This is a genomic window from Lacrimispora sp., from assembly GCF_032078915.1.
GTDB lineage: Bacteria > Bacillota > Clostridia > Lachnospirales > Lachnospiraceae > Lacrimispora.
Map to the genome: position 1 here is coordinate 40,284 of NZ_DAMAUN010000016.1, position 18,819 is coordinate 59,102.

At 47.0% G+C, this 18,819-nt stretch carries 18 protein-coding genes and 1 riboswitch; of the genes, 15 read left to right on the plus strand and 3 right to left on the minus strand.

Going from position 1 to position 18,819, the window contains the following annotated elements:
• The first annotated feature begins 27 nt into the window (after positions 1-27).
• Positions 28-137: riboswitch (TPP riboswitch) on the plus strand.
• A 157-nt stretch (positions 138-294) separates the two neighbouring features.
• The 4 genes from RT269_RS08645 to RT269_RS08660 all read left to right on the plus strand — a co-directional run bounded on the left by RT269_RS08645 (position 295) and on the right by RT269_RS08660 (position 3,162).
• On the plus strand, positions 295-591 hold the full coding sequence (locus RT269_RS08645) for a thiamine-binding protein (RefSeq protein WP_013271682.1): 297 nt from the start codon (positions 295-297) through the stop codon (positions 589-591).
• On the plus strand, positions 560-1,321 hold the full coding sequence (locus RT269_RS08650) for an ABC transporter permease (RefSeq protein ID WP_313181900.1): 762 nt from the start codon (positions 560-562) through the stop codon (positions 1,319-1,321). The genes RT269_RS08645 and RT269_RS08650 overlap by 32 nt, the downstream gene beginning before the upstream one ends.
• A 22-nt stretch (positions 1,322-1,343) precedes the next feature.
• The gene (locus tag RT269_RS08655; RefSeq protein WP_313181901.1) at positions 1,344-2,354 is read left to right on the plus strand and encodes an ABC transporter substrate-binding protein; all 1,011 of its coding nucleotides are present in this window, start codon (positions 1,344-1,346) and stop codon (positions 2,352-2,354) included.
• A 64-nt stretch (positions 2,355-2,418) separates the two neighbouring features.
• Positions 2,419-3,162: an ABC transporter ATP-binding protein gene (locus RT269_RS08660; protein ID WP_313181902.1), complete on the plus strand. Its 744-nt coding sequence runs from the start codon at positions 2,419-2,421 to the stop codon at positions 3,160-3,162.
• Between the two features lie 44 nt (positions 3,163-3,206).
• Here the strand turns inward: RT269_RS08660 and RT269_RS08665 are convergent, their stop codons facing one another.
• The gene (locus tag RT269_RS08665; RefSeq protein WP_313181903.1) at positions 3,207-3,968 is read right to left on the minus strand and encodes a MurR/RpiR family transcriptional regulator; all 762 of its coding nucleotides are present in this window, start codon (positions 3,966-3,968) and stop codon (positions 3,207-3,209) included.
• 186 nt (positions 3,969-4,154) lie between these two features.
• Between RT269_RS08665 and RT269_RS08670 the strand changes: the two genes are divergently transcribed.
• From RT269_RS08670 to RT269_RS08680, 3 genes are read left to right on the plus strand one after another with little or no spacing between them, the layout of a single operon-like run.
• Positions 4,155-5,768 (plus strand): PTS transporter subunit EIIC, encoded by a 1,614-nt coding sequence (locus RT269_RS08670; RefSeq protein WP_313181904.1) that lies wholly within the window; start codon positions 4,155-4,157, stop codon positions 5,766-5,768.
• 5 nt (positions 5,769-5,773) lie between these two features.
• On the plus strand, positions 5,774-7,099 hold the full coding sequence (locus RT269_RS08675; RefSeq protein ID WP_313181905.1) for a family 4 glycosyl hydrolase: 1,326 nt from the start codon (positions 5,774-5,776) through the stop codon (positions 7,097-7,099).
• Between the two features lie 17 nt (positions 7,100-7,116).
• On the plus strand, positions 7,117-7,845 hold the full coding sequence (locus RT269_RS08680) for a ChbG/HpnK family deacetylase (protein ID WP_313181907.1): 729 nt from the start codon (positions 7,117-7,119) through the stop codon (positions 7,843-7,845).
• Positions 7,846-8,095: 250 nt separating this feature from the next.
• On the opposite strand, the gene RT269_RS08685 is transcribed toward RT269_RS08680, so the two are convergent.
• Both RT269_RS08685 and RT269_RS08690 read right to left on the minus strand, forming a co-directional pair.
• Complete coding sequence (locus RT269_RS08685; protein ID WP_313181908.1) at positions 8,096-9,583, minus strand: sensor histidine kinase; 1,488 nt, start codon at positions 9,581-9,583, stop codon at positions 8,096-8,098.
• 4 nt (positions 9,584-9,587) lie between these two features.
• Positions 9,588-10,286 (minus strand): response regulator transcription factor, encoded by a 699-nt coding sequence (locus RT269_RS08690; RefSeq protein WP_313181910.1) that lies wholly within the window; start codon positions 10,284-10,286, stop codon positions 9,588-9,590.
• 206 nt (positions 10,287-10,492) lie between these two features.
• Between RT269_RS08690 and RT269_RS08695 the strand changes: the two genes are divergently transcribed.
• The 8 genes from RT269_RS08695 to RT269_RS08730 all read left to right on the plus strand — a co-directional run bounded on the left by RT269_RS08695 (position 10,493) and on the right by RT269_RS08730 (position 18,567).
• The gene (locus RT269_RS08695) at positions 10,493-12,031 is read left to right on the plus strand and encodes an ABC transporter substrate-binding protein (protein WP_313181911.1); all 1,539 of its coding nucleotides are present in this window, start codon (positions 10,493-10,495) and stop codon (positions 12,029-12,031) included.
• A 13-nt stretch (positions 12,032-12,044) separates the two neighbouring features.
• Complete coding sequence (locus RT269_RS08700; protein WP_092240164.1) at positions 12,045-12,980, plus strand: ABC transporter permease; 936 nt, start codon at positions 12,045-12,047, stop codon at positions 12,978-12,980.
• Between the two features lie 4 nt (positions 12,981-12,984).
• On the plus strand, positions 12,985-13,854 hold the full coding sequence (locus tag RT269_RS08705) for an ABC transporter permease (RefSeq protein ID WP_313181912.1): 870 nt from the start codon (positions 12,985-12,987) through the stop codon (positions 13,852-13,854).
• A gap of 9 nt (positions 13,855-13,863) precedes the next feature.
• Positions 13,864-14,868: an ABC transporter ATP-binding protein gene (locus RT269_RS08710; RefSeq protein WP_331664115.1), complete on the plus strand. Its 1,005-nt coding sequence runs from the start codon at positions 13,864-13,866 to the stop codon at positions 14,866-14,868.
• Positions 14,855-15,814, plus strand: a complete 960-nt coding sequence (locus RT269_RS08715) for an ABC transporter ATP-binding protein (RefSeq protein ID WP_313181915.1) — start codon at positions 14,855-14,857, stop codon at positions 15,812-15,814. Before RT269_RS08710 ends, RT269_RS08715 begins: the two co-directional genes overlap by 14 nt.
• 263 nt (positions 15,815-16,077) lie before the next feature.
• The gene (locus tag RT269_RS08720; RefSeq protein WP_313181917.1) at positions 16,078-16,932 is read left to right on the plus strand and encodes a MerR family transcriptional regulator; all 855 of its coding nucleotides are present in this window, start codon (positions 16,078-16,080) and stop codon (positions 16,930-16,932) included.
• A gap of 108 nt (positions 16,933-17,040) precedes the next feature.
• A complete protein-coding gene (locus RT269_RS08725; protein ID WP_313181918.1) occupies positions 17,041-18,081 on the plus strand; it encodes an NAD(P)H-dependent amine dehydrogenase family protein in 1,041 nt (346 codons plus the stop codon).
• A 288-nt stretch (positions 18,082-18,369) separates the two neighbouring features.
• Positions 18,370-18,567 carry a DUF4177 domain-containing protein gene (locus RT269_RS08730; RefSeq protein WP_313181919.1) on the plus strand — a complete coding sequence of 66 codons (198 nt, stop codon included), beginning with the start codon at positions 18,370-18,372 and terminating at the stop codon, positions 18,565-18,567.
• Positions 18,568-18,819 lie beyond the last annotated feature (252 nt).

Genomic DNA, 18,819 nt, shown 5'->3' on the forward strand with positions numbered 1-18,819 from the left:
CGATTTCCTGATGTATACTTGCAATGAAAATTGAAAGGGGTGCTGGACAACGTCCGGCTGAGATAAGGCAGTATTGCTTTAAACCCTGTAACCTGATCTGGATAATGCCAGCGTAGGAAGCTTTCAGGCTAAGCCTGTTCACCCGCCCGGATATCCGGGCGGGTTTTTTGCGCGGGCAATGAGCCGGATGAATATGCTTGCATATTCATTCGGCGAATGCCGTGACAACTAAGAAAAACCTGCAATGCGAGTTTTCCTTTGTTTATATCATCACACAAAAAGGAGAGAAAAGACATGAATGCAAGCGTAGCGATCCAGACATTGCCTGAGGCAAAGAATGATGAGGAACTGATCCGTATTGTTGACCAGGTGATCGATTATATCAGGAGCACAGGACTGAACTATTATGTAGGGCCTTTTGAAACCGCCATTGAAGGGGACTATGATGAACTGATGGACATTGTTAAGGAATGCCAGCACATTGCCATAAGGGCAGGTGCTCCCTCTGTTGCCGCTTATATCAAAGTCACCTACCGGCCGGAAGGGGAGGTACTTACCATTGAAAAGAAAGTCACTAAGCATCACAAGTAAGCTTTGGTCCTGCTCTGCGGTTATCGGGCTTCTGGTTTTGTGGCAGGGGATCAGTTCTTTCGGTCTTGTGGATCGCTTTTTGCTCCCTTCGCCCATCAGTGTCGGAAGGGCATTGGCCACGGAATTCCCGGTACTGGCAGTCAATGCGGGAATCACCCTTGCCGAGGCGTTTGCCGGGCTTTTCCTGGGGGTGGCGACCGGTTTTGTGATCGCTGTGATCATGGATCATTTTGAAGGACTTTACCGGGCTTTTTATCCGCTTATCGTTCTGACACAGACCGTTCCCACGGTTGCCATCGCCCCTCTTTTGGTATTGTGGTTTGGCTACGGAATGGCGCCTAAGGTGATCCTTATTGTCTTAACCACCTTCTTTCCCATTACCGTGGGCATGCTTACGGGTTTTAAGTCAGTGAATCCGGATGCGGTGAATCTTTTAAAATCCATGGGAGCCGGAAGCGTAAAAATATTTCGCTATATCAAGCTTCCCGGAGCTATGGGGCAGTTTTTTGCAAGTCTTCGGATCTCGGTTTCCTATGCCGTGGTCGGGGCGGTCATCTCCGAATGGCTGGGAGGCTTTGGCGGACTGGGCGTATACATGACCCGGGTGAAAAAATCCTTTGCCTTTGATAAGATGTTTGCGGTCATTTTTCTCATATCGGCCATCAGCCTTCTTCTTATGAAAGGAGTGGACGTGCTTTCTAAGAAATGCATGCCATGGGATAATCAGTGATATGACACAATTGGAGGAATATATGAAAAAATCAGGTTTGGTAATCTTAATGGCGGCAGCGGCTGCCGCAATTCTCACTGCCTGCGGGGGAACCGGGAAACAGGCGGCAAACACGAATTCATCGGATTTAAAAAAAGTGACATTTGTTCTGGACTGGACTCCCAATACCAATCATACCGGACTTTATGTGGCTGAGGAAAAGGGATATTTTAAAGCCGAAGGGCTTGAGGTAGAAATCGTTCAGCCTCCTGAGGATGGGGCGGCAGTTCTGGTAGCCTCCGGAAAAGCCCAGTTTGGAATGTCCTTTCAGGACTCCATGGCTCCGGCCCTGGCAGGGGAAAATGCCCTTCCCATAACAGCAGTGGCAGCGGTCATCCAGCATAACACCTCCGGTATAATTTCCAGAAAAGGTGAGGGGATGGCATCTCCTAAGGGAATGGAAGGAAAGAAATATGCTACCTGGGATATTCCGGTGGAAAAGGCCATGGTCAAAGATGTGGTAGAAGAAAGTGGAGGCGACTTTTCCAAAGTGCAGCTGATTCCCAGCACTGTTACCGATGAGGTTTCCGCATTAAAATCAAAAACAGTGGATGCCATCTGGATCTTTTATGCATGGGCAGGTGTCAAAATGGAAGTGGAAGGCCTTGATACGGATTACTTTGCATTTGCAGATTTGAATCCGGCGTTTGATTATTACACGCCGGTCATTATTGCGGGAAATGATTTCCTAAAGCAGGAGCCAGAGACAGCCAGAGCCTTTTTAAAGGCTGTGAGCAAAGGATATGAGGATGCAGGAAAAGACCCGGAGGAGGCTGCCCGTATCTTGCTTAAGGCTGCGCCGGAGCTTGATGAAAAGCTGGTGATGGAAAGTCAGAAATATCTGGCGGATAAATATCAGGACGATGGGAAAGCGTGGGGATCTATAGATCCGGAACGGTGGAACAGGTTTTATGGCTGGCTGAATGAGAATGGCCTTTCCAGTCCTGAGATTCCGGAAAATGCCGGATTTTCAAACGATTATCTGCCTCAGTAAGTTTAGAGGATTTGACCTCTACATTTGCCAGATGCAGGAAAGCCTGCAAAAAAAGGAGGAAACCATGACACACTTAAAGGTGGAAGGCATTACAAAATCCTTTGATGAAAAGACGGTCTTAAAAGGCGTATCCTTAGAGCTTAAGGAAGGAGAGCTGGTATCTCTTCTTGGAGTCAGCGGAGGAGGAAAGACCACACTGTTTCATATCATTGCAGGACTATCTCTGCCGGATGAAGGACATGTGTATCTGAATGAAGAAGAAATCACCGGAAAACCGGGATCAGTCAGCTATATGCTGCAGAAGGACCTTTTGCTGCCATACCGCACCATCGTGGACAATGTGGCCCTTCCCCTTCTTATTAAGGGCATGAAGAAAGCAGAGGCCAGGAAAAAGGCGGGAGAATATTTTAAGCAGTTTGGACTGGAGGGGACGGAGAAACAGTACCCTTCCCAGCTATCCGGCGGTATGAGGCAGAGGGCAGCCCTTTTAAGGACGTATCTGTTTTCCAACCGCATCGCTCTTCTTGATGAACCCTTTTCCGCTCTTGATATGATGACCAAGCGCGGGGTGCATGAATGGTATTTAAAGGTGATGGATGACATTCATCTTTCCACTCTTTTTATCACCCATGACATTGACGAAGCCATTCTTTTATCAGACCGCATCTGTATGCTGACCGGATCTCCCGGCAGGATCACAAAGGAAATCATCATAAAGGAACCAAAACCACGGGATAAGGATTTTAACATTTCAAAGGAATTTCTGGAATATAAGAGGGAGATTTTAAAGCATTTGGAAGGGATATGATTGTATGCGGGCTTTTAAAAGCCCGCTTTTTTGTTTGAATCATGTTAAAAAATATCATGCTGCTCCAAACGAAAAAGCTTCATATATTCTTCCAGAATCAATTCTGTCACCAGATAAAAACCGATCCGTGATGTAATATCGGCATCCTTGTAGTTCAGTTTCCTAAAATAGGCATACAGGCTTACCACACTGCTGCCGGAAATCGGGTTCTGACTCATTCCTGTAAGTGTTACGATGGGAACTCCCCTGGTCTGGGCAATGTAGGAGAGCTTGCATATGATATCGGTACTTCCAGAGTAACTGATGAAAAAAGCGATCTGTCCCGGTGTTAAGTTATTGGCATATAAGATGCAGTTATCACGGTCATCAGGGACAATAATGATCTTATTTAAATGCTCAAGCTTTTTAGCCAGATCCAGAGCCACGATCCTGGAAAGACCCAGTGCAAAGAATATCACCTGGCGGCTTTCATAGATCAGCCTTGCCGTTTTCTCAATGTTCTGCCGTGAATTGATGGCCAGTGTCTGTTTTAAGCTGTCCATAACAGAGGTCTGATGCTCAGCGGCCTCTATTCCATACTGTCTCCGGTCATGTATGATCTGGTATTTCAGCTCACTGAACCCGTGATAGCCCAGCTTTTTACAAAGTCTAACAATGGAGTTGGGTGACAGATATAACTCCTCCGCCACCTTGGCGATCTTTAAATCTTGCAATATGCCGTAATGTTCCAGTAAATAATTAACAATTCTTTCTTCTGTTGGATTCAGCTTTATTCCCCTGTTTGACAGCTGGTCAAAAAAATTCATCTTTCACCCTCCGTAGCCCTTTTCTCATGATGTGAAATAATACACATATTGTGTTTATTTATACTTTTCGTATATAAATAATAATATACTTCCAAACACTTGTAAATCTAAAATAATCCTTTATTATAAAGCTATAATTTCATACCGGTATTGAAATCATTACATTAAGGAGACGGAGGGTCTTAAATGAAAGAGTTTTGGCAAAAATTTGGAAAATCGCTGCTTCTGCCCATTTCTACCATAGCAGTCGCCGGTATATTCAGCGGTCTTGCAGCAGCAATGCAGAACAGCGCAATTGTAGGGGAAACATTTGCAAATCTTGTTTATGTCCAGAATTTTATTGGTTTTATCCGTAAGCTGGCCGGACTGGTATTCGGAAACCTGCCTTTATTTTTCTGTATGTCCATCGCTATCGGCATGGCAAAGGATGAAAAACCGACTGCGGCATTTTCCGCTGTCCTGGGCTTCCTTGTATTTCATTACACGTTAAATTACATTCTGGGGCTGAACGGTATTACCGCTGAATCCACAAGCATCAGCAAGCTTATGGAACAGGGGATGTCACAGGTGGATGCAACCATTGTAAATGCTAAGTATGAGACCATGCTGGGATATTTCACTCTCCGCATGAATGTATTCGGAGGCATTCTGGTAGGACTTCTTGTAAACGCTTTACATAACCGGTTCTACACGATCACTCTTCCAAGCGCCGTTAATTTTTTCGGTGGAAAGCGCTTTGTCCCACTGATTACCATTATTACCATTCCACTGGCTGGGATCGCATCTTACTTTATCTGGCCGTTCTTTAACACATTCATCGGACTGATCGGCAACTGGATCAACTCCATCGGAGTATTCGGACCTTTTGTATACGGTGCTGCCAACAGGCTTTTGATCCCTACCGGCCTTCATCATATTTTAAACCAGGTGGTACGCTTTACACCGGTAGGCGGAACAGCGACCATAGATGATCAGACTGTCATGGGCGCGTTAAATATTTTTAATACTGCCATTGCGTCAAACAGCCAGGTCCCAAATGATGTATTTCAGATGGGCGCCCGTTACGTAGGACAGGGGCACTCCCTTATCGTTATTTTCGGCCTTCCGGCTGCAGCCTTCGCAATGTACCGGTCTGCAGATGATCAAAACAAAAAAAGAGTCAAGGCACTGCTTTCCGCAAGCGTAACCGCTTCAATCCTTACAGGTGTTACAGAGCCGCTGGAATTTTCCTTTATGTTTATCTCACCGGTGCTCTTCCTGTTCCATGTAATTATGACAGGGATCGGCTATATGACGGCTGCTTTGCTCCATTGCAGCGTGGGGGGCGTTCAGGCAGGGCTGATTGATTTTACGATTTTCGGTATCTTCCGGGGGGCTCAGAGCAAATGGTACCTTGTGGTACTGATCGGCATCGGTATGGCAGTTATCTACTACTACGGCTTTACCTACCTGATCCGAAAGTTTAATATTTCAACTCCCGGAAGAAATGAAGGGGCTGATACAGAAGACGAAAAAACGGCAATTGTAAATTCCGGAAGCGGCACAAAGCTGGCGGAACAGATCCTGGAATACTTAGGCGGCAGAGAGAACATCGATGAAATCAACAATTGCTTTACCAGACTGCGTGTTACCATCAAGGATATGGCCCTGGTCCAGGAGCACAATTTAAAATCAACCGGTGCATCAGGCATCGTATGTCCTTCAGCCAATCAAATACAGGTCATCTACGGGTTGAAGGTTGAAAGCATTGCAAGAGATGTGAAAGCATTGTATCACGCGAAGCATACAGGAAAGGATTAAATAAAATGAAACATAAGTTAAAGATTACGATCGTGGGAGGTGGTTCCACATGGACTCCCGGAATATTGAATGCATTTATCCATCACATGGATACTCTCCCGGTCACAGATCTGGTTCTTTATGATATTAACGCAGAACGTCAGGCTCCTATTGGAGAATATGCGCAGCTGCTATTCCGCCTGCACGCTCCTAAAGTTAAAGTCACCTACACAACAAGCAAAGACGCAGCCTATGACTCCGTTGATTTTGTCATGGTTCAGATCCGTACAGGCGGATATCATATGCGGGAAAAGGATGAAAAAGTCCCCATGGAATACGGAGTGCTCGGTCAGGAAACCTGCGGACCCGGCGGTTTTGCCTACGGGATCCGTTCCTTAAAAGACATGATCGAAATTGTAAAGGATGTGCGTAAACACAGCCAAAATGCATGGATCCTGAATTATACCAATCCAGCCGCAATCGTAGCCTACGGCCTGCAGCGGGAGTTTCCTGATGACAAAAGGATTCTCAATATCTGTGACCAGCCGATCAACCTGATTCATTCTTTCGCCAAGTTACTCGATGTACCGGCCGAATCCCTGGAACCCACCTATTTCGGACTCAACCATTTTGGATGGTTTACCCATCTTTACAATCAGAACGGCCAGGATCTGCTGCCCCATCTAAAGGAGCGGATAAAGGATAAGGGCTTTCTGCCTGCCGATGCCGCTGAGCGCGACCCTTCCTGGCTGGATACTTACGCACTGGTACAGGATATGGTTCATGATTTTGATGAGTATGTGCCTTCCACTTACCTCCAATACTATATCTATCCCGAGTACAAGGCTTCCAAGCTGAACCCCAATTATACCAGAGCAAACGAAGTCATGGATGGCCGTGAAAAACATGTGTTTTCCGAATGCCGGCGGGCAGTCAGTCAAAACAGTCTGGAAGGAATCCATGTAGTAAAAAATGAAGCTCACGGTGATATGATCCTTTCCATAGCGGAAGCTATTTATTTAAATAAAAATGCGTACTATATTATAATGGTTAAAAATGAAGGTATCATCGAGAACCTCCCGGATGATGCAGTCGTGGAAGTGACCTGCCTGCTGGGCAGCCGCGGGCCGAAACCATTCCACACCGGACCTGTCTCTGTTTTTTATAAAGCATTGCTGGAAAACCAGTACGCCTACGAACGCCTGACCTGCGAAGCTTATTTTGAAGGCAGCTACACAAAAGCATTGCAGGCGCTGACGTTAAACCGCACCGTCACAGATGCCAAGAAAGCGAGAAAGATCCTGGACCGACTGATGGAAGAAAACAAAGACTATTGGCCCAAACTGACCTGACAGAAAGGATTGTATCTATGTGTAAAATGATTATAAATGCAGATGACTTCGGTTATTGCCGGGCTGTCAATTATGGGATCATAGATGCTCATCTGCAGGGGGTACTTACATCCACTACACTTTTAACTAATACTCCAGGCTTCCGGCACGCTGCCGGCCTGTCAAAAGAATGCCCCTCACTGGGAGTCGGCCTGCATTTAAACATCGCCCTTGGGCAGCCTTTAACCAACGGCAGCACCCTGACCGGAAAGGACGGGTCTTTTATTAAGCCACGAAATCTGTCCGCCTCCTACAATTATCTGCCGGAGGATATCCTGGCAGAGCTGGAGGCTCAATACCAACGGTTTGTGGAGGTGACGGGTAAAAAACCGACCCATCTGGACTCCCACTTATTTACAACGGACAGCAATCCTGTTATGGCTGCGGCAGCCAGGGCACTCGCTGAAAAATACAAGCTGCCTCTGAGAAACCACGATATATCAGGCTTTCCCCACGTGGATTTTATACAATTCCGCACGTACCACGGGGAACCGGGGCTGTCTTATGTGTACGATCATATGGACGATATCTCTTCAAGACCATATGTGGAACTGATGAGCCACCCAGCTTATGTGGACTCATATCTGATTCAATCATCCTCTTACAATTTGCAGCGCCTTGCGGAACTGGATTTTCTGGTTAGCAGCAAGACAAAAGATTTGCTGCAAAAATATTCGGTCGAATTGATCAATTACAGTCAGTTGTGATCATATAACAGGGAGTAGCCCGATCCAATGCATTATATTGGAAAGCTAAGAATTAAGGATAAAAAACCCGCAGAGAAATATCATACTCTGCAGGTTTTTTGCGCCTTAAAAAGTAGTCTGCTCCGACAGAACGGGTATAGGTTCGACAGGGAAAAACCACACCTTTTCTCCTTGTCTGGAAAATGATACTATGGGGGAGCTGCTGTTGTTATCTGTAAACAGCCAGAGGCTTGTTTGGTAAGTTCTACAATCATCTCTGCCAGGGGATCCGGAAGATAAAAGAAGTTTTCTCACCAGGCACTGACGTAACCTCGATGCCAATGCCATGGCGGTCCGCAATCCGTTTCGCAATTGCCAGACCAAGACCGGTTCCTGTCCGGTTGGCTTCGCCAATAGACATATAATACTCCTCAAACACATGGGGCAGATCCTTTTCATGAATGCCGGTCCCCCTGTTGCTGATTATTGCAGTACAGCCGCTGACATCAATAGTGACCGACACCCGGATTGGCTCTCCCGGTATCGAAAACTTAATGGCATTGTCCAACACGGTTCCTAACATCTGGCGCAATCTGCCATAATCCCCGCAGAAAGGAAATATTTCACCGCCCTTTGTATTCAGTTCTATGACATGCTCAGCATTTTGTGCGATATGCCTCAAGGTCCGGACCGCATCCTCTGCGACCATCATAAAGTCAATCGGCTGCTTTTCTATATGATAGCTGGGATTTTGCAATCGGGACAGTTCCAAAAGGTCATTGACCATCCGGTTCATATGTACGCTCTCCGAAAGCATCTCCCTATAGTATGCCTCTACCTGCTCCTGACCGGTCACAACCCCATCACAGAGTGCTTCCAGGGAACTGCGGATCACCGCCACCGGAGTGCGTAATTCATGGGAAATATTAGAGATATAAGTCTTCCGCAATTGCTCTAATTCCGCCTGCTGGCGGTCCGCTTCTTTAAGCCGTACGGAAAGTATGTCGATGTTACCCGCAAGGACTCCAAGCTCATCCTGGCGTTTCACGCCGGTCTTTGCCGTATAATCACCTTTGGTCATCCTTACGGTAATTTCTACCATACATTTCAGCGGATTTACAATGTTACGCGAGAATATGAGACACGGAACGATTAACACCAGCAGTGCGAGGAGCATACTTCCAGCCAGCACCCAGCCAGCTTCCATAATTGTGGAGAACATGTCGCCGGTGCGGGCATGGATGACAACCACCGCCACCGTCCTGCCATCAGAGAACTGAACCGGTGAAGCAATAATGAAGTTTTTTTCCAGCATTTGATCAGACCACCGTTCACTGACGGAGGTTTCTCCCCCCATGGCCTGATCAATAAGTGTCCGCACATCTGCGGGAATGGAGGAATAGGTGATATTATATTTGCCAAATTCTACGTGGATCGTCTGTGTGGCGCTGTCCACGATCCATAGGTTACTTAAGGCAATGTTATCCATGAAATCCAGATAAATGCCCAGACTTAAGTTGGACTGTTTCATTTGCTCTTTAAGCCCCGACTCAATCGGATAATACTTTGGTAACTCCCGCTCAAAATACACGCTTAGAGAGTGGGCGATGGCCTCTGTTTTCTGTATGAAGCCTGAACGATAGCTATGCACTGTAGTTCTGGTATAAATAATCAGAAAAATCCCTCCTACCGTACTGCACATCAAAACAAGTGCTGCGGTAAAATAGAGAAGGATCTGCGCTGAAAGTTTCCGTTTCATTCTGTCACCGCTCCTGCCTGATCTCAAACTTGTATCCGGAGCCCCAGACTGTCTTGATCTGCCAGTTAGGGTGGCTTAAATCAGACAGCTTGTACCGGAGACGCTTGATGTGGGTGTCTATGGTGCGTGGGTCGCCAAAATAATCCACGCCCCACACCAGATCCAACAGATTGTTTCGCGTATACACCCTGTTACGGTGGGTGGCCATCAGCCAGAGAAGTTCAATCTCCTTCTTTGTCAGGTTGACAGGGCATTCATTTACCGTCACCGTAAGGTTGTCCAGCGAGATCTTTAAATTGTCATACATGAATAACTGCTTCTGCTGCAGATTTCCCGAAGCCTGATCGATACGCCGCATAATGGCGCGTATCCTGGCCATCACCTCGCCCGGTGAAAAAGGCTTCACAATATAATCGTCGGCACCAATATCCAGCCCCATGATCTTCTCAAAGTCCTCTCCCCGTGCCGTGATCATGATAATGGGAATCGTGGAGCTGCTGCGGATCTGCCGGCACACCTCGAATCCATCTTTGACCGGCATCATGATATCCAAAAGTACCAGATCGATATCCTCTCTTTCATATAGGTCAAGTGCCTGCTGTCCATCATGAGCTCTGTGTACCGTGTAACCCTCCTTGGCACAATACTCGGCTAGTACGGAAACAAGCTGCCGGTTATCGTCGCAGATCAGTATAGTTATCATTCATGTACCTCCCTTTCTATAACTACTATAATAGGAATTTATGACATTTCCATGTCATTTTTGACTAAGAGTTCACAAATTTGAACGCAAAATGCCACATGATTGCCATATATATATTTTATTATAAAATTAACAATAAAATCAACATATGTGATAGAACTTTGTAGAATCTAAACATATGCATTAAGAAGTGACAGGAGGAAAAGATGAAAAAATGGATTAAGTTACTGTTTGCTGCAGGTCTTGCTATGTTCGTTCTTACGGGCTGCGGGGGAAGCCCAAGCACCAACAAAGCAGAGAGCCAGGCCAAGTCTGAGGAGGGCACCTCTTCCCGCAAAGAGGAACTGGTTATCGGAACCGCCGCCGATATTAACAACCTGGATTTACAGAAACAACAGGATGCGACCAACAACATTGTATTAAAGCTCACTCACGAAACTCTGATTTTCTTCACAAACGAAGGCACGATCGAGCCGCGCCTGTGCACCGGCTGGGAGTTTAAGGACGACACCCACATCGTGTTCAAACTGTATGATAACATGTGTTTCTCCGATGGGACTCCGCTTACTGCAGAGGACGTTAAGTTCACTTATGATATGGGCCTTCAAAATGAGCTCAGCGTATTAAAGGGACTTGTTGAAGTCAATGTTATCGATTCCCTGACCGTGGAATTGGTGATTGACAGCTACTCAAACGAGTTCTTACAGTCCCTTGCCTCTGTTCCGGTGAGTATTCAGTCCAAGGCAGCTTATGAGAGCGGTATGGACGAGCCATATCTGATCGGTTCCGGCCCGTACAAGCTGGATAAGTGGGAACCGGATGAGCAGGTAACCTTCGTAAAGAATGAGAATTACTGGGGAGACAAGAAGGGGGGCTCCGACCGCATCACCTTCCGTCCGATCAAAGAAGCTTCTACCAGAGCCATTGCCCTTCAAAACGGTGAGATTGATGTCTGTATCGATCCGTCCATGGACAACTTGCCGGATCTGGAAGCTGATGAAAATGTAACCGTATTTGAGAGACCTGGAACCCGTCTGTTCTATCTTGGCTTCAATGTAACAAAAGCTCCGTGGGACAACTTAAAAGTAAGACAGGCGGTGGCACATGCGATCGACCGTGAATCAATCATTGATGTGGTTTTGATGGGGAAGGGACAGACCCAGACTACCATTTTAAACCGTGGCCTGTGGAGCTTTTTCGATGACATGGTGGGTTTCCCGTATGATGTGGAGGCAGCAAAAGCCGCATTGGCTGAGAGCGGCTATACCCCAGGCGGCAAAATTCCATTGCTTATCTCCAACGAGAGCGATTACGGCCAGGTAGCACAGCTGATTCAGGCGAACTTAAAAGTAATCGGTATGGATATCGAAATCCAGACCGTAGAGCCGGCTACGCTGAAAACCGAATGCGTAAACGGTACCCAGGGCCTGTATCTGTGGAGATGGAACGAGGACAGCAAGGTTGATTTCGTATTTCGTGACCTGTACTACACCGGTTCCGGCAGCAATTATCATCACTACTCCGATCCGAGGGCGGATGAGCTGACGGATTTGATTCTGACTGAGAAAGATCCGGACAAGCGCCTGGAATACTCCAAGGAACTGCAGAAGTACCTGGTTGAGGCAGTCCCTCAGGTCCCGCTGTACATTAAGAACTTAATCATTGCCTACAATAAGAATCTGCAGGACACCTACTTATATGGCGGCGGAAACCACGACTGGAGATTCGCTTACGTGACAGAATAGAAGAGGTTTGCTTATGGGACGATATTTACTGAACAGACTGCTTCTCATGATCCCGGTGATCCTGATAACTTCGTTTCTGATCTACTCCGCTATGAACATGACGGGAGGAGATCCGGTTCTCGCTCTGGCCCCTGACAATGCGTCAGAGGCCCAGATCGAGATAATCCGAGAAGAGCTAGGGCTTAATGACCCCTTTGTTATTCGTTATTTCAAGTACATGGGCGGAATGCTAAAGGGCGATCTGGGTACCTCCTATGTAACCAAAAAAGATGTTTTTGAGACTTACATACAAAGACTGCCGGCCACTATGCAGCTGGCCTGCGCCTCTGTTTTCGTGTCCGTGCTGATTGCCATTCCCCTTGGCATTTACACTGCCATACGACAGAATACCTGGAAGGATAATCTTGGGATGGTATTTGCACTTTTCGGTGTTTCGATGCCCAACTTCTGGCTTGGACTCATGCTCATGCTTCTGTTTTCACTAAAGCTGGGCTGGCTGCCATCCAGCGGCCGTAATGGACCATTATCCCTGATTCTTCCTGCTGTGACAGTCGGCATGGGACTAGCTGCACTGATTACCCGGACCACACGTTCTTCTATGCTGGACGTGCTCCGTCAGGATTATATGCGAACTGCCAGGGCTAAGGGAGCGGATGAGAAACGGGTGATTCTCCGCCACGGTTTGAAAAATGCCCTGATTCCGATTATCACCGTAGTCGGTATGCAGCTCAGCAACGTTTTGACCGGATCCGTACTGGCCGAAACCGTATTTGCCTGGCCGGGGGTCGGAAGGCTGATTTTCGATTCTATTTCCAAACGGGACACGCCGATGGTTACCGGGGCGATTATCATGTCCTGCGTCCTCATGAGTATCGTAAATGTACTGGTGGACGTAGTATATGCATTCTTTGATCCCCGAATCAAGGCGCAGTATATAAAAAAGAGGTGATATCATGGCAGCAGAGACTGTAAAAAGCCGTTCTCAGGCCCAGGAGGTCTGGAGAAGGCTTAAGAAAAACAAAGGTGCCATGATCGGTCTTGGTTTTCTGGTGCTGCTTGTTGTGGTTGCCATTGCCAGCGGCTTCATTTTCGATTATGACACGGAAGTGATTGGGATCAACCCTGCATTAAAGCTGCAGCCGGCAAATGCGAAACACTGGTTCGGCACCGACAACCTGGGACGTGACATATTCGCCAGAGTCTTGTACGGAGCCCGCTACAGCCTGGTAATTGGTGTGGGAAGCGTGGCCATCGGTCTGGTGGTCGGTGTGATCTGCGGCGCCTTAGCCGGATACTACGGCGGCATAATCGATCAGGTAGTTATGAGAACAAACGATATCCTGTATGCAGTGCCGAATATTATGATTGCAGTTGTTATTGTGTCCTTGTTCGGAACCAACACGATGAATTTGCTGTTGGCATTGTGTGTGACGGTTGCCACGGCATTTACAAGAATCGCCCGTGCTTCCGTTATGACCATCCGGGGACAGGAATATGTGGAGGCAGCCTATGCTATGGGACTTCCCACCTGGAAGGTTATCGCAAAGCACATCCTTCCCAACTGTCTTTCCCCGATCATTGTTCAGATTACCCTTTCCATCGGTACTACCATCATTGCAGCCTCTTCCTTAAGCTTCCTGGGGATTGGCATTCCAAGCCCGGCACCGGAATGGGGGGCAATGCTTTCCGAGGGACGTAACTTTATCCGAAATTCCAGTTATATCTGCGTAATACCGGGACTTGCCATCATGTTAACGGTACTGGCTTTAAATCTTTTAGGCGACGGGCTGCGGGATGCGCTGGATCCAAAACTGAAAAAGTAGGTGATGAGTATGAACGAAATTATATTAGATATCAAGAACCTGGTGATCAATTATGAGACAGATGACGGCTGTGTCCGGGCTGTGAATGGCCTTGATCTGCAGCTTGGCAAGAAAAAAACACTGGGTCTGGTAGGGGAAACCGGTGCAGGAAAGACGACCACCGCCCTTTCTATTCTGAATCTGGTGCCGAATCCGCCGGGAGTTATCCGGGACGGAGTCATCATGCTGGATGGCGACAATGTGCTGGAGAAGAGCCCAAAGGAATTGGAAAGGATGCGGGGCAACGATGTTGCCATGATCTTCCAGGATCCAATGACGGCCTTAAATCCGGTTATGACCATCGGTGAGCAGATCGCAGAGAGTATCCTTCTGCATGAGAATATTTCTGAGGAAGGAGCCATGGAGCGGGCGAAAGAAATGCTTAAGATGGTCGGCATTTCAGAGAGCCGTGCCTGTGACTATCCCCATCAGTTCTCTGGCGGTATGAGACAACGTGTAGTCATCGCCATTGCGCTGGCTTGTAATCCGAAACTGCTGATTGCCGATGAGCCAACTACCGCCCTGGATGTGACGATTCAGGCACAAGTACTGGAGCTGATGAAGGGACTGATCAGACAATACGAGATGTCTATGCTTTTAATCACTCACGATCTTGGCGTTGTAGCCGAGATCTGTGATGAAGTGGCGGTTATCTACTCAGGAAAGGTCGTGGAAAAAGGTACTGCCGATGAAATTTTCAATCAGACCCGTCATCCATACACGGAAGGCTTATTCAACTCCATGCCAAACTTAAAAAAGCGCGGCGAGGAGCTGGAACCGATTCAGGGTATGATGCCGGATCCCATGAACTTACCGGAAGGCTGCTCTTTCGCAGAGCGCTGTCCTTATGTGTCAGAGCGCTGTCAGCAGGTACAGCCGGAGCTGAAACCAAATGGTGACACCCATTTCGTGGCCTGCCTGGCTTATGAGGACAAAAATTTCAAGCTCAGGAGGTATCAGGATGCCGGGAAGTAACTATGTATTGGAAATTGAAAATCTGACAAAATATTTTAATACACCGGCCGGACAGCTTCATGCCGTAGACGGTGTCAGTTTTACGCTGGAGTATGGAAAGACGTTGGGAATCGTTGGGGAATCCGGATGCGGCAAGTCCACCACCGGCCGGACCCTGTTAAAGCTGACCCCGCCGTCTTCCGGCAAGATTATTTTTGACGGACAGGACATCACCGCTTATCGCGCTTCAAAGATGCGTAAGCTGCGTACGGAAATGCAGATCATCTTCCAGGATCCTTTTTCCTCTCTGGATCCCAGGCAGAGCGTCATGCAGCTCATCAGTGAGCCAATGATCCAACACAAACTGGTCAGCGGCAAAGCGGCCATCGAGAAAAAGACACGGGAGCTGATGGAGACTGTCGGCCTCTCATCCCGATACGTCAATTCCTACCCCCATGAGCTTGATGGCGGCAGACGCCAGAGAATCGGCATTGCCCGTGCCCTGGCTGTAAATCCCAAACTCATCGTTTGTGATGAGCCGGTATCCGCCCTCGATGTATCAATTCAGGCACAGATCTTAAACCTGTTAAAGCAGCTTCAGAAGGACCGCGGCCTTTCCTACATCTTCATTACCCATGATCTGTCGGTAGTAAAATACTTTTCTGACGATATCGCAGTCATGTATCTGGGGCAGATGGTTGAGAAGGCAAACTCCGACGATTTGTTCGCAGAGCCGATCCACCCATACACCAAGGCACTGCTGGCAGCAGTTCCACAGCCGGTAGTGGGAAAGGGCCGGCCGCAGCGTCAGCTGATTAAGGGCGAGATCACCTCCCCGGTAAACTTACCCGACGAGTGCCGGTTCTCTGGGCGCTGTGACTTCACCTGCGACCAATGTCTGCAGAAGAATCCGGAGCTTAAGGAGCTGCGACCGGATCATTTTGTGGCGTGTACGCTTGCAAAGTAATAAAGCTTATGGCGCCGTAGTACACCATACCACCGTAGTTCATCATACCACCCAATGCCAATACATGGAATCTGTGGAGGAGAGGGTATTTTTAGATATTTGTTTAGCGATAAGAGTTAAAATAAATTGTGCGGGCTATTTTTAGCCCGCTGTTTTTGCTTAAACTATGTGAAGAAAATATCAAAAACCTTATTGTAAGTATCAAGTTTATTTTGTATAATAAAGAGAGAAACCACCATGATTGACTGCGGAGATTGATGAATATGATAAAATTGACAAATTTTGATGTTAAAAAAATGACGATCGGAGAAATGGCTAAAATCAATCACATATCAGAGCAGACCCTGAGGCTTTACGACCGGGAAGGGTTATTTTCTCCCGTAAACAGGGATGAAAACACCGGATACCGCTACTATGACATTCGCCAAAGCGCCCAGCTTGACATGATCCGGTACATGAAAGCCTTAGGGATGCCCTTAAAGGAGATCCGGATTCACATGAAAAAGTGGGATATGGGCCGGGTAAAACAGCTCCTCAGGGAGAACAGAGATGCCATTGACCAGAAGATTGTGGAACTTAATCTTCAAAAACGCGCCATTGAACGGACGCTTGACAGCTATGACCGTTATGAGGCGGCTCCTCCCGATGGGGCCATTGTTATGGAGTACATACCAAAACGCCGGATGTATGTAAAAGAGACGAAAACCAATTTTTATGACTATGAAATCGATGAATACGAACGTCTTTTACGCAGCTTAAAGGAGGATATGGGAACCCGTAAGATATCTCCGTTTTACTTTGCCAATGCAGGGACCATATTAAAGCGGGAGAATTTTATGAAACGAAACCTGTATTCCACTCAGGTGTTCGTGTTCGTGGACCAGGAATACGTTGAGGAAGAACTGATTACCGTCATACCGGCCAATTCCTATCTTTGCATATATTGTGACCGGTTTTCCAAAGAAAAAGAATATATTGACCGGCTGCTGGCGGCCATAGAAGAGAATCACTATACGGTAATCGGAGATTACATCTGCGAAGTCATTGTTGAGATGCCTCTTGACTATAAAGAAAGGGGCATGTTCCTGCGCCTGCAGGTACCGGTCCGTATGTCCTGATATTTGGTGATTTTGCTCCATTGACCTGATACCATCTATAACCTTTATAATGAATGCATCAGGAGCTAGGCTCCATAACAGGTTCTTATTATAGAAAGGATGACGACGATGATGAATAATGAAAAAATCCGTGTGGTACAGTATGGCTGCGGAAAAATGGCAAAGTATATTCTGAGATATTTATATGAAAATGGCGCGGAAATTGTAGGAGCCATTGACGTGAACCCTGATGTGGTAGGCATGGATGCAGGGGAATTTGCCGGCCTTGGGTTTAAAATCGGTGTTCCCATCCGAAGCGATGCAGATGCGGTTCTTGATGAGTGCGATGCAGACATCGCCGTCGTAACCCTGTTCAGCTTTATGGAGGATGTATATCCTCATTTCGAGAAATGTGTTTCCAGAGGAATCAATGTGGTGACGACCTGTGAGGAAGCCATCTATCCATGGACCACTGCTTCCGCCCTTACCAACCGTCTGGACCGGCTGGCAAAAGAAAATGGCTGCACCATCGTTGGAGCAGGAATGCAGGATATTTACTGGATCAATATGATCGGCTGTGTGGCAGGCGGTGTACATCGGATCGACCGCATAGAAGGAGCAGTCAGCTATAACGTGGAAGACTACGGACTGGCTCTTGCCGAGGCTCACGGCGCAGGCCTTACCCCTGAGGAATTCGAAGAAAAAATTGCCCATCCAACTACTTTGGAGCCTTCCTACGTATGGAACTCCAACGAGGCGCTGTGCAACAAGATGGGTTGGACCATCAAATCCCAGACACAGAAGTGCGTTCCTTACTTTTATGAGAAAGACTTATATTCCGAAACTCTGGGAGCTACGATCCCCAAGGGCAACTGCATCGGCATGAGCGCGGTTGTAACCACGGAAACCTTCCAGGGACCGGTCATTGAAACCCAGTGCATCGGCAAGGTTTACGGGCCGGATGACGGAGACATGTGTGACTGGAAGATCGTTGGAGAGCCGGACACGGCCTTCTTTGTGAAGAAGCCGGCTACGGTAGAGCATACCTGTGCGAACATTGTAAACCGCATTCCAACCATACTGAATGCTCCGGCAGGGTTTGTAACGGTTGAAAAGCTTGACGATGTTCAGTACTTGTCCTATCCAATGCATTTATATCTGGAAAGCTAAGAATTAGGGATAAATAAGAATTAGAGATAAATAAGAATTAGGGATAAATAAGAATTAAGGATAAATCAGAATCCGCAGAGAAATCAGACGCTGCGGATTCTTTGCGTCTTTAAGCATAGACGGCTCCGACAGAACGTGCCTGGCAGTTTGACAGGAAAAAGTTATCCCTTTTCTCACCCTCTGGAAAATGGTATTATGGGGATAAGGCTGTTGTTATCGGCAGGCAGTCAGAGACGTATTTGATTTTTTCCTATATACTAGGAAGGAAAAATTACAGGAGGTAAGAACATGGAGCGATTTGAGTACAAGACATTGTTTACCGATGCAAAGGGAATGCTTGGTGGAAAAGTAGACCAGGGTGCATTTCAAAAAGAGTTAAATGAGTTAGGCCAGCAGGGGTGGGAGCTGGTAAATACAGTTCCTGCCGCTCAAAGCTATGGGAGCACAAGGTGGATCATCTCCATATTTAAACGGAAGGTCGAGTAAGCCTGTAATGTGACGAATGATAAGTGATATATAATAGATAGATGTAGAAATATAAGTAATTATGCATGATGAGAGATAAATAACCCTATTAATCAACAGAATACAACAATGAACCCTAATGGACAATCAAAAAAACATGATAAAAATGATATGGATCAGCAGACATGGATTTTCTATATTTCCTTATAATGCTTTGACAATACCGGAAGTGATGCTATAATCAGGAGGCATATATTGAGACAGGATAACAAA

Excerpts from the sequence above, each read along its gene's own strand:
- RT269_RS08645 (WP_013271682.1), top strand. The coding sequence starts at position 295 with ATGAATGCAAGCGTAGCGATCCAGACATTGCCTGAGGCAAAGAATGAT.
- RT269_RS08655 (WP_313181901.1), top strand. The coding sequence starts at position 1,344 with ATGAAAAAATCAGGTTTGGTAATCTTAATGGCGGCAGCGGCTGCCGCA.
- RT269_RS08660 (WP_313181902.1), top strand. The coding sequence starts at position 2,419 with ATGACACACTTAAAGGTGGAAGGCATTACAAAATCCTTTGATGAAAAG.
- RT269_RS08665 (WP_313181903.1), bottom strand. The coding sequence starts at position 3,968 with ATGAATTTTTTTGACCAGCTGTCAAACAGGGGAATAAAGCTGAATCCA.
- RT269_RS08670 (WP_313181904.1), top strand. The coding sequence starts at position 4,155 with ATGAAAGAGTTTTGGCAAAAATTTGGAAAATCGCTGCTTCTGCCCATT.
- RT269_RS08675 (WP_313181905.1), top strand. The coding sequence starts at position 5,774 with ATGAAACATAAGTTAAAGATTACGATCGTGGGAGGTGGTTCCACATGG.
- RT269_RS08680 (WP_313181907.1), top strand. The coding sequence starts at position 7,117 with ATGTGTAAAATGATTATAAATGCAGATGACTTCGGTTATTGCCGGGCT.
- RT269_RS08685 (WP_313181908.1), bottom strand. The coding sequence starts at position 9,583 with ATGAAACGGAAACTTTCAGCGCAGATCCTTCTCTATTTTACCGCAGCA.
- RT269_RS08690 (WP_313181910.1), bottom strand. The coding sequence starts at position 10,286 with ATGATAACTATACTGATCTGCGACGATAACCGGCAGCTTGTTTCCGTA.
- RT269_RS08695 (WP_313181911.1), top strand. The coding sequence starts at position 10,493 with ATGAAAAAATGGATTAAGTTACTGTTTGCTGCAGGTCTTGCTATGTTC.
- RT269_RS08700 (WP_092240164.1), top strand. The coding sequence starts at position 12,045 with ATGGGACGATATTTACTGAACAGACTGCTTCTCATGATCCCGGTGATC.
- RT269_RS08705 (WP_313181912.1), top strand. The coding sequence starts at position 12,985 with ATGGCAGCAGAGACTGTAAAAAGCCGTTCTCAGGCCCAGGAGGTCTGG.
- RT269_RS08710 (WP_331664115.1), top strand. The coding sequence starts at position 13,864 with ATGAACGAAATTATATTAGATATCAAGAACCTGGTGATCAATTATGAG.
- RT269_RS08715 (WP_313181915.1), top strand. The coding sequence starts at position 14,855 with ATGCCGGGAAGTAACTATGTATTGGAAATTGAAAATCTGACAAAATAT.
- RT269_RS08720 (WP_313181917.1), top strand. The coding sequence starts at position 16,078 with ATGATAAAATTGACAAATTTTGATGTTAAAAAAATGACGATCGGAGAA.
- RT269_RS08725 (WP_313181918.1), top strand. The coding sequence starts at position 17,041 with ATGATGAATAATGAAAAAATCCGTGTGGTACAGTATGGCTGCGGAAAA.
- RT269_RS08730 (WP_313181919.1), top strand. The coding sequence starts at position 18,370 with ATGGAGCGATTTGAGTACAAGACATTGTTTACCGATGCAAAGGGAATG.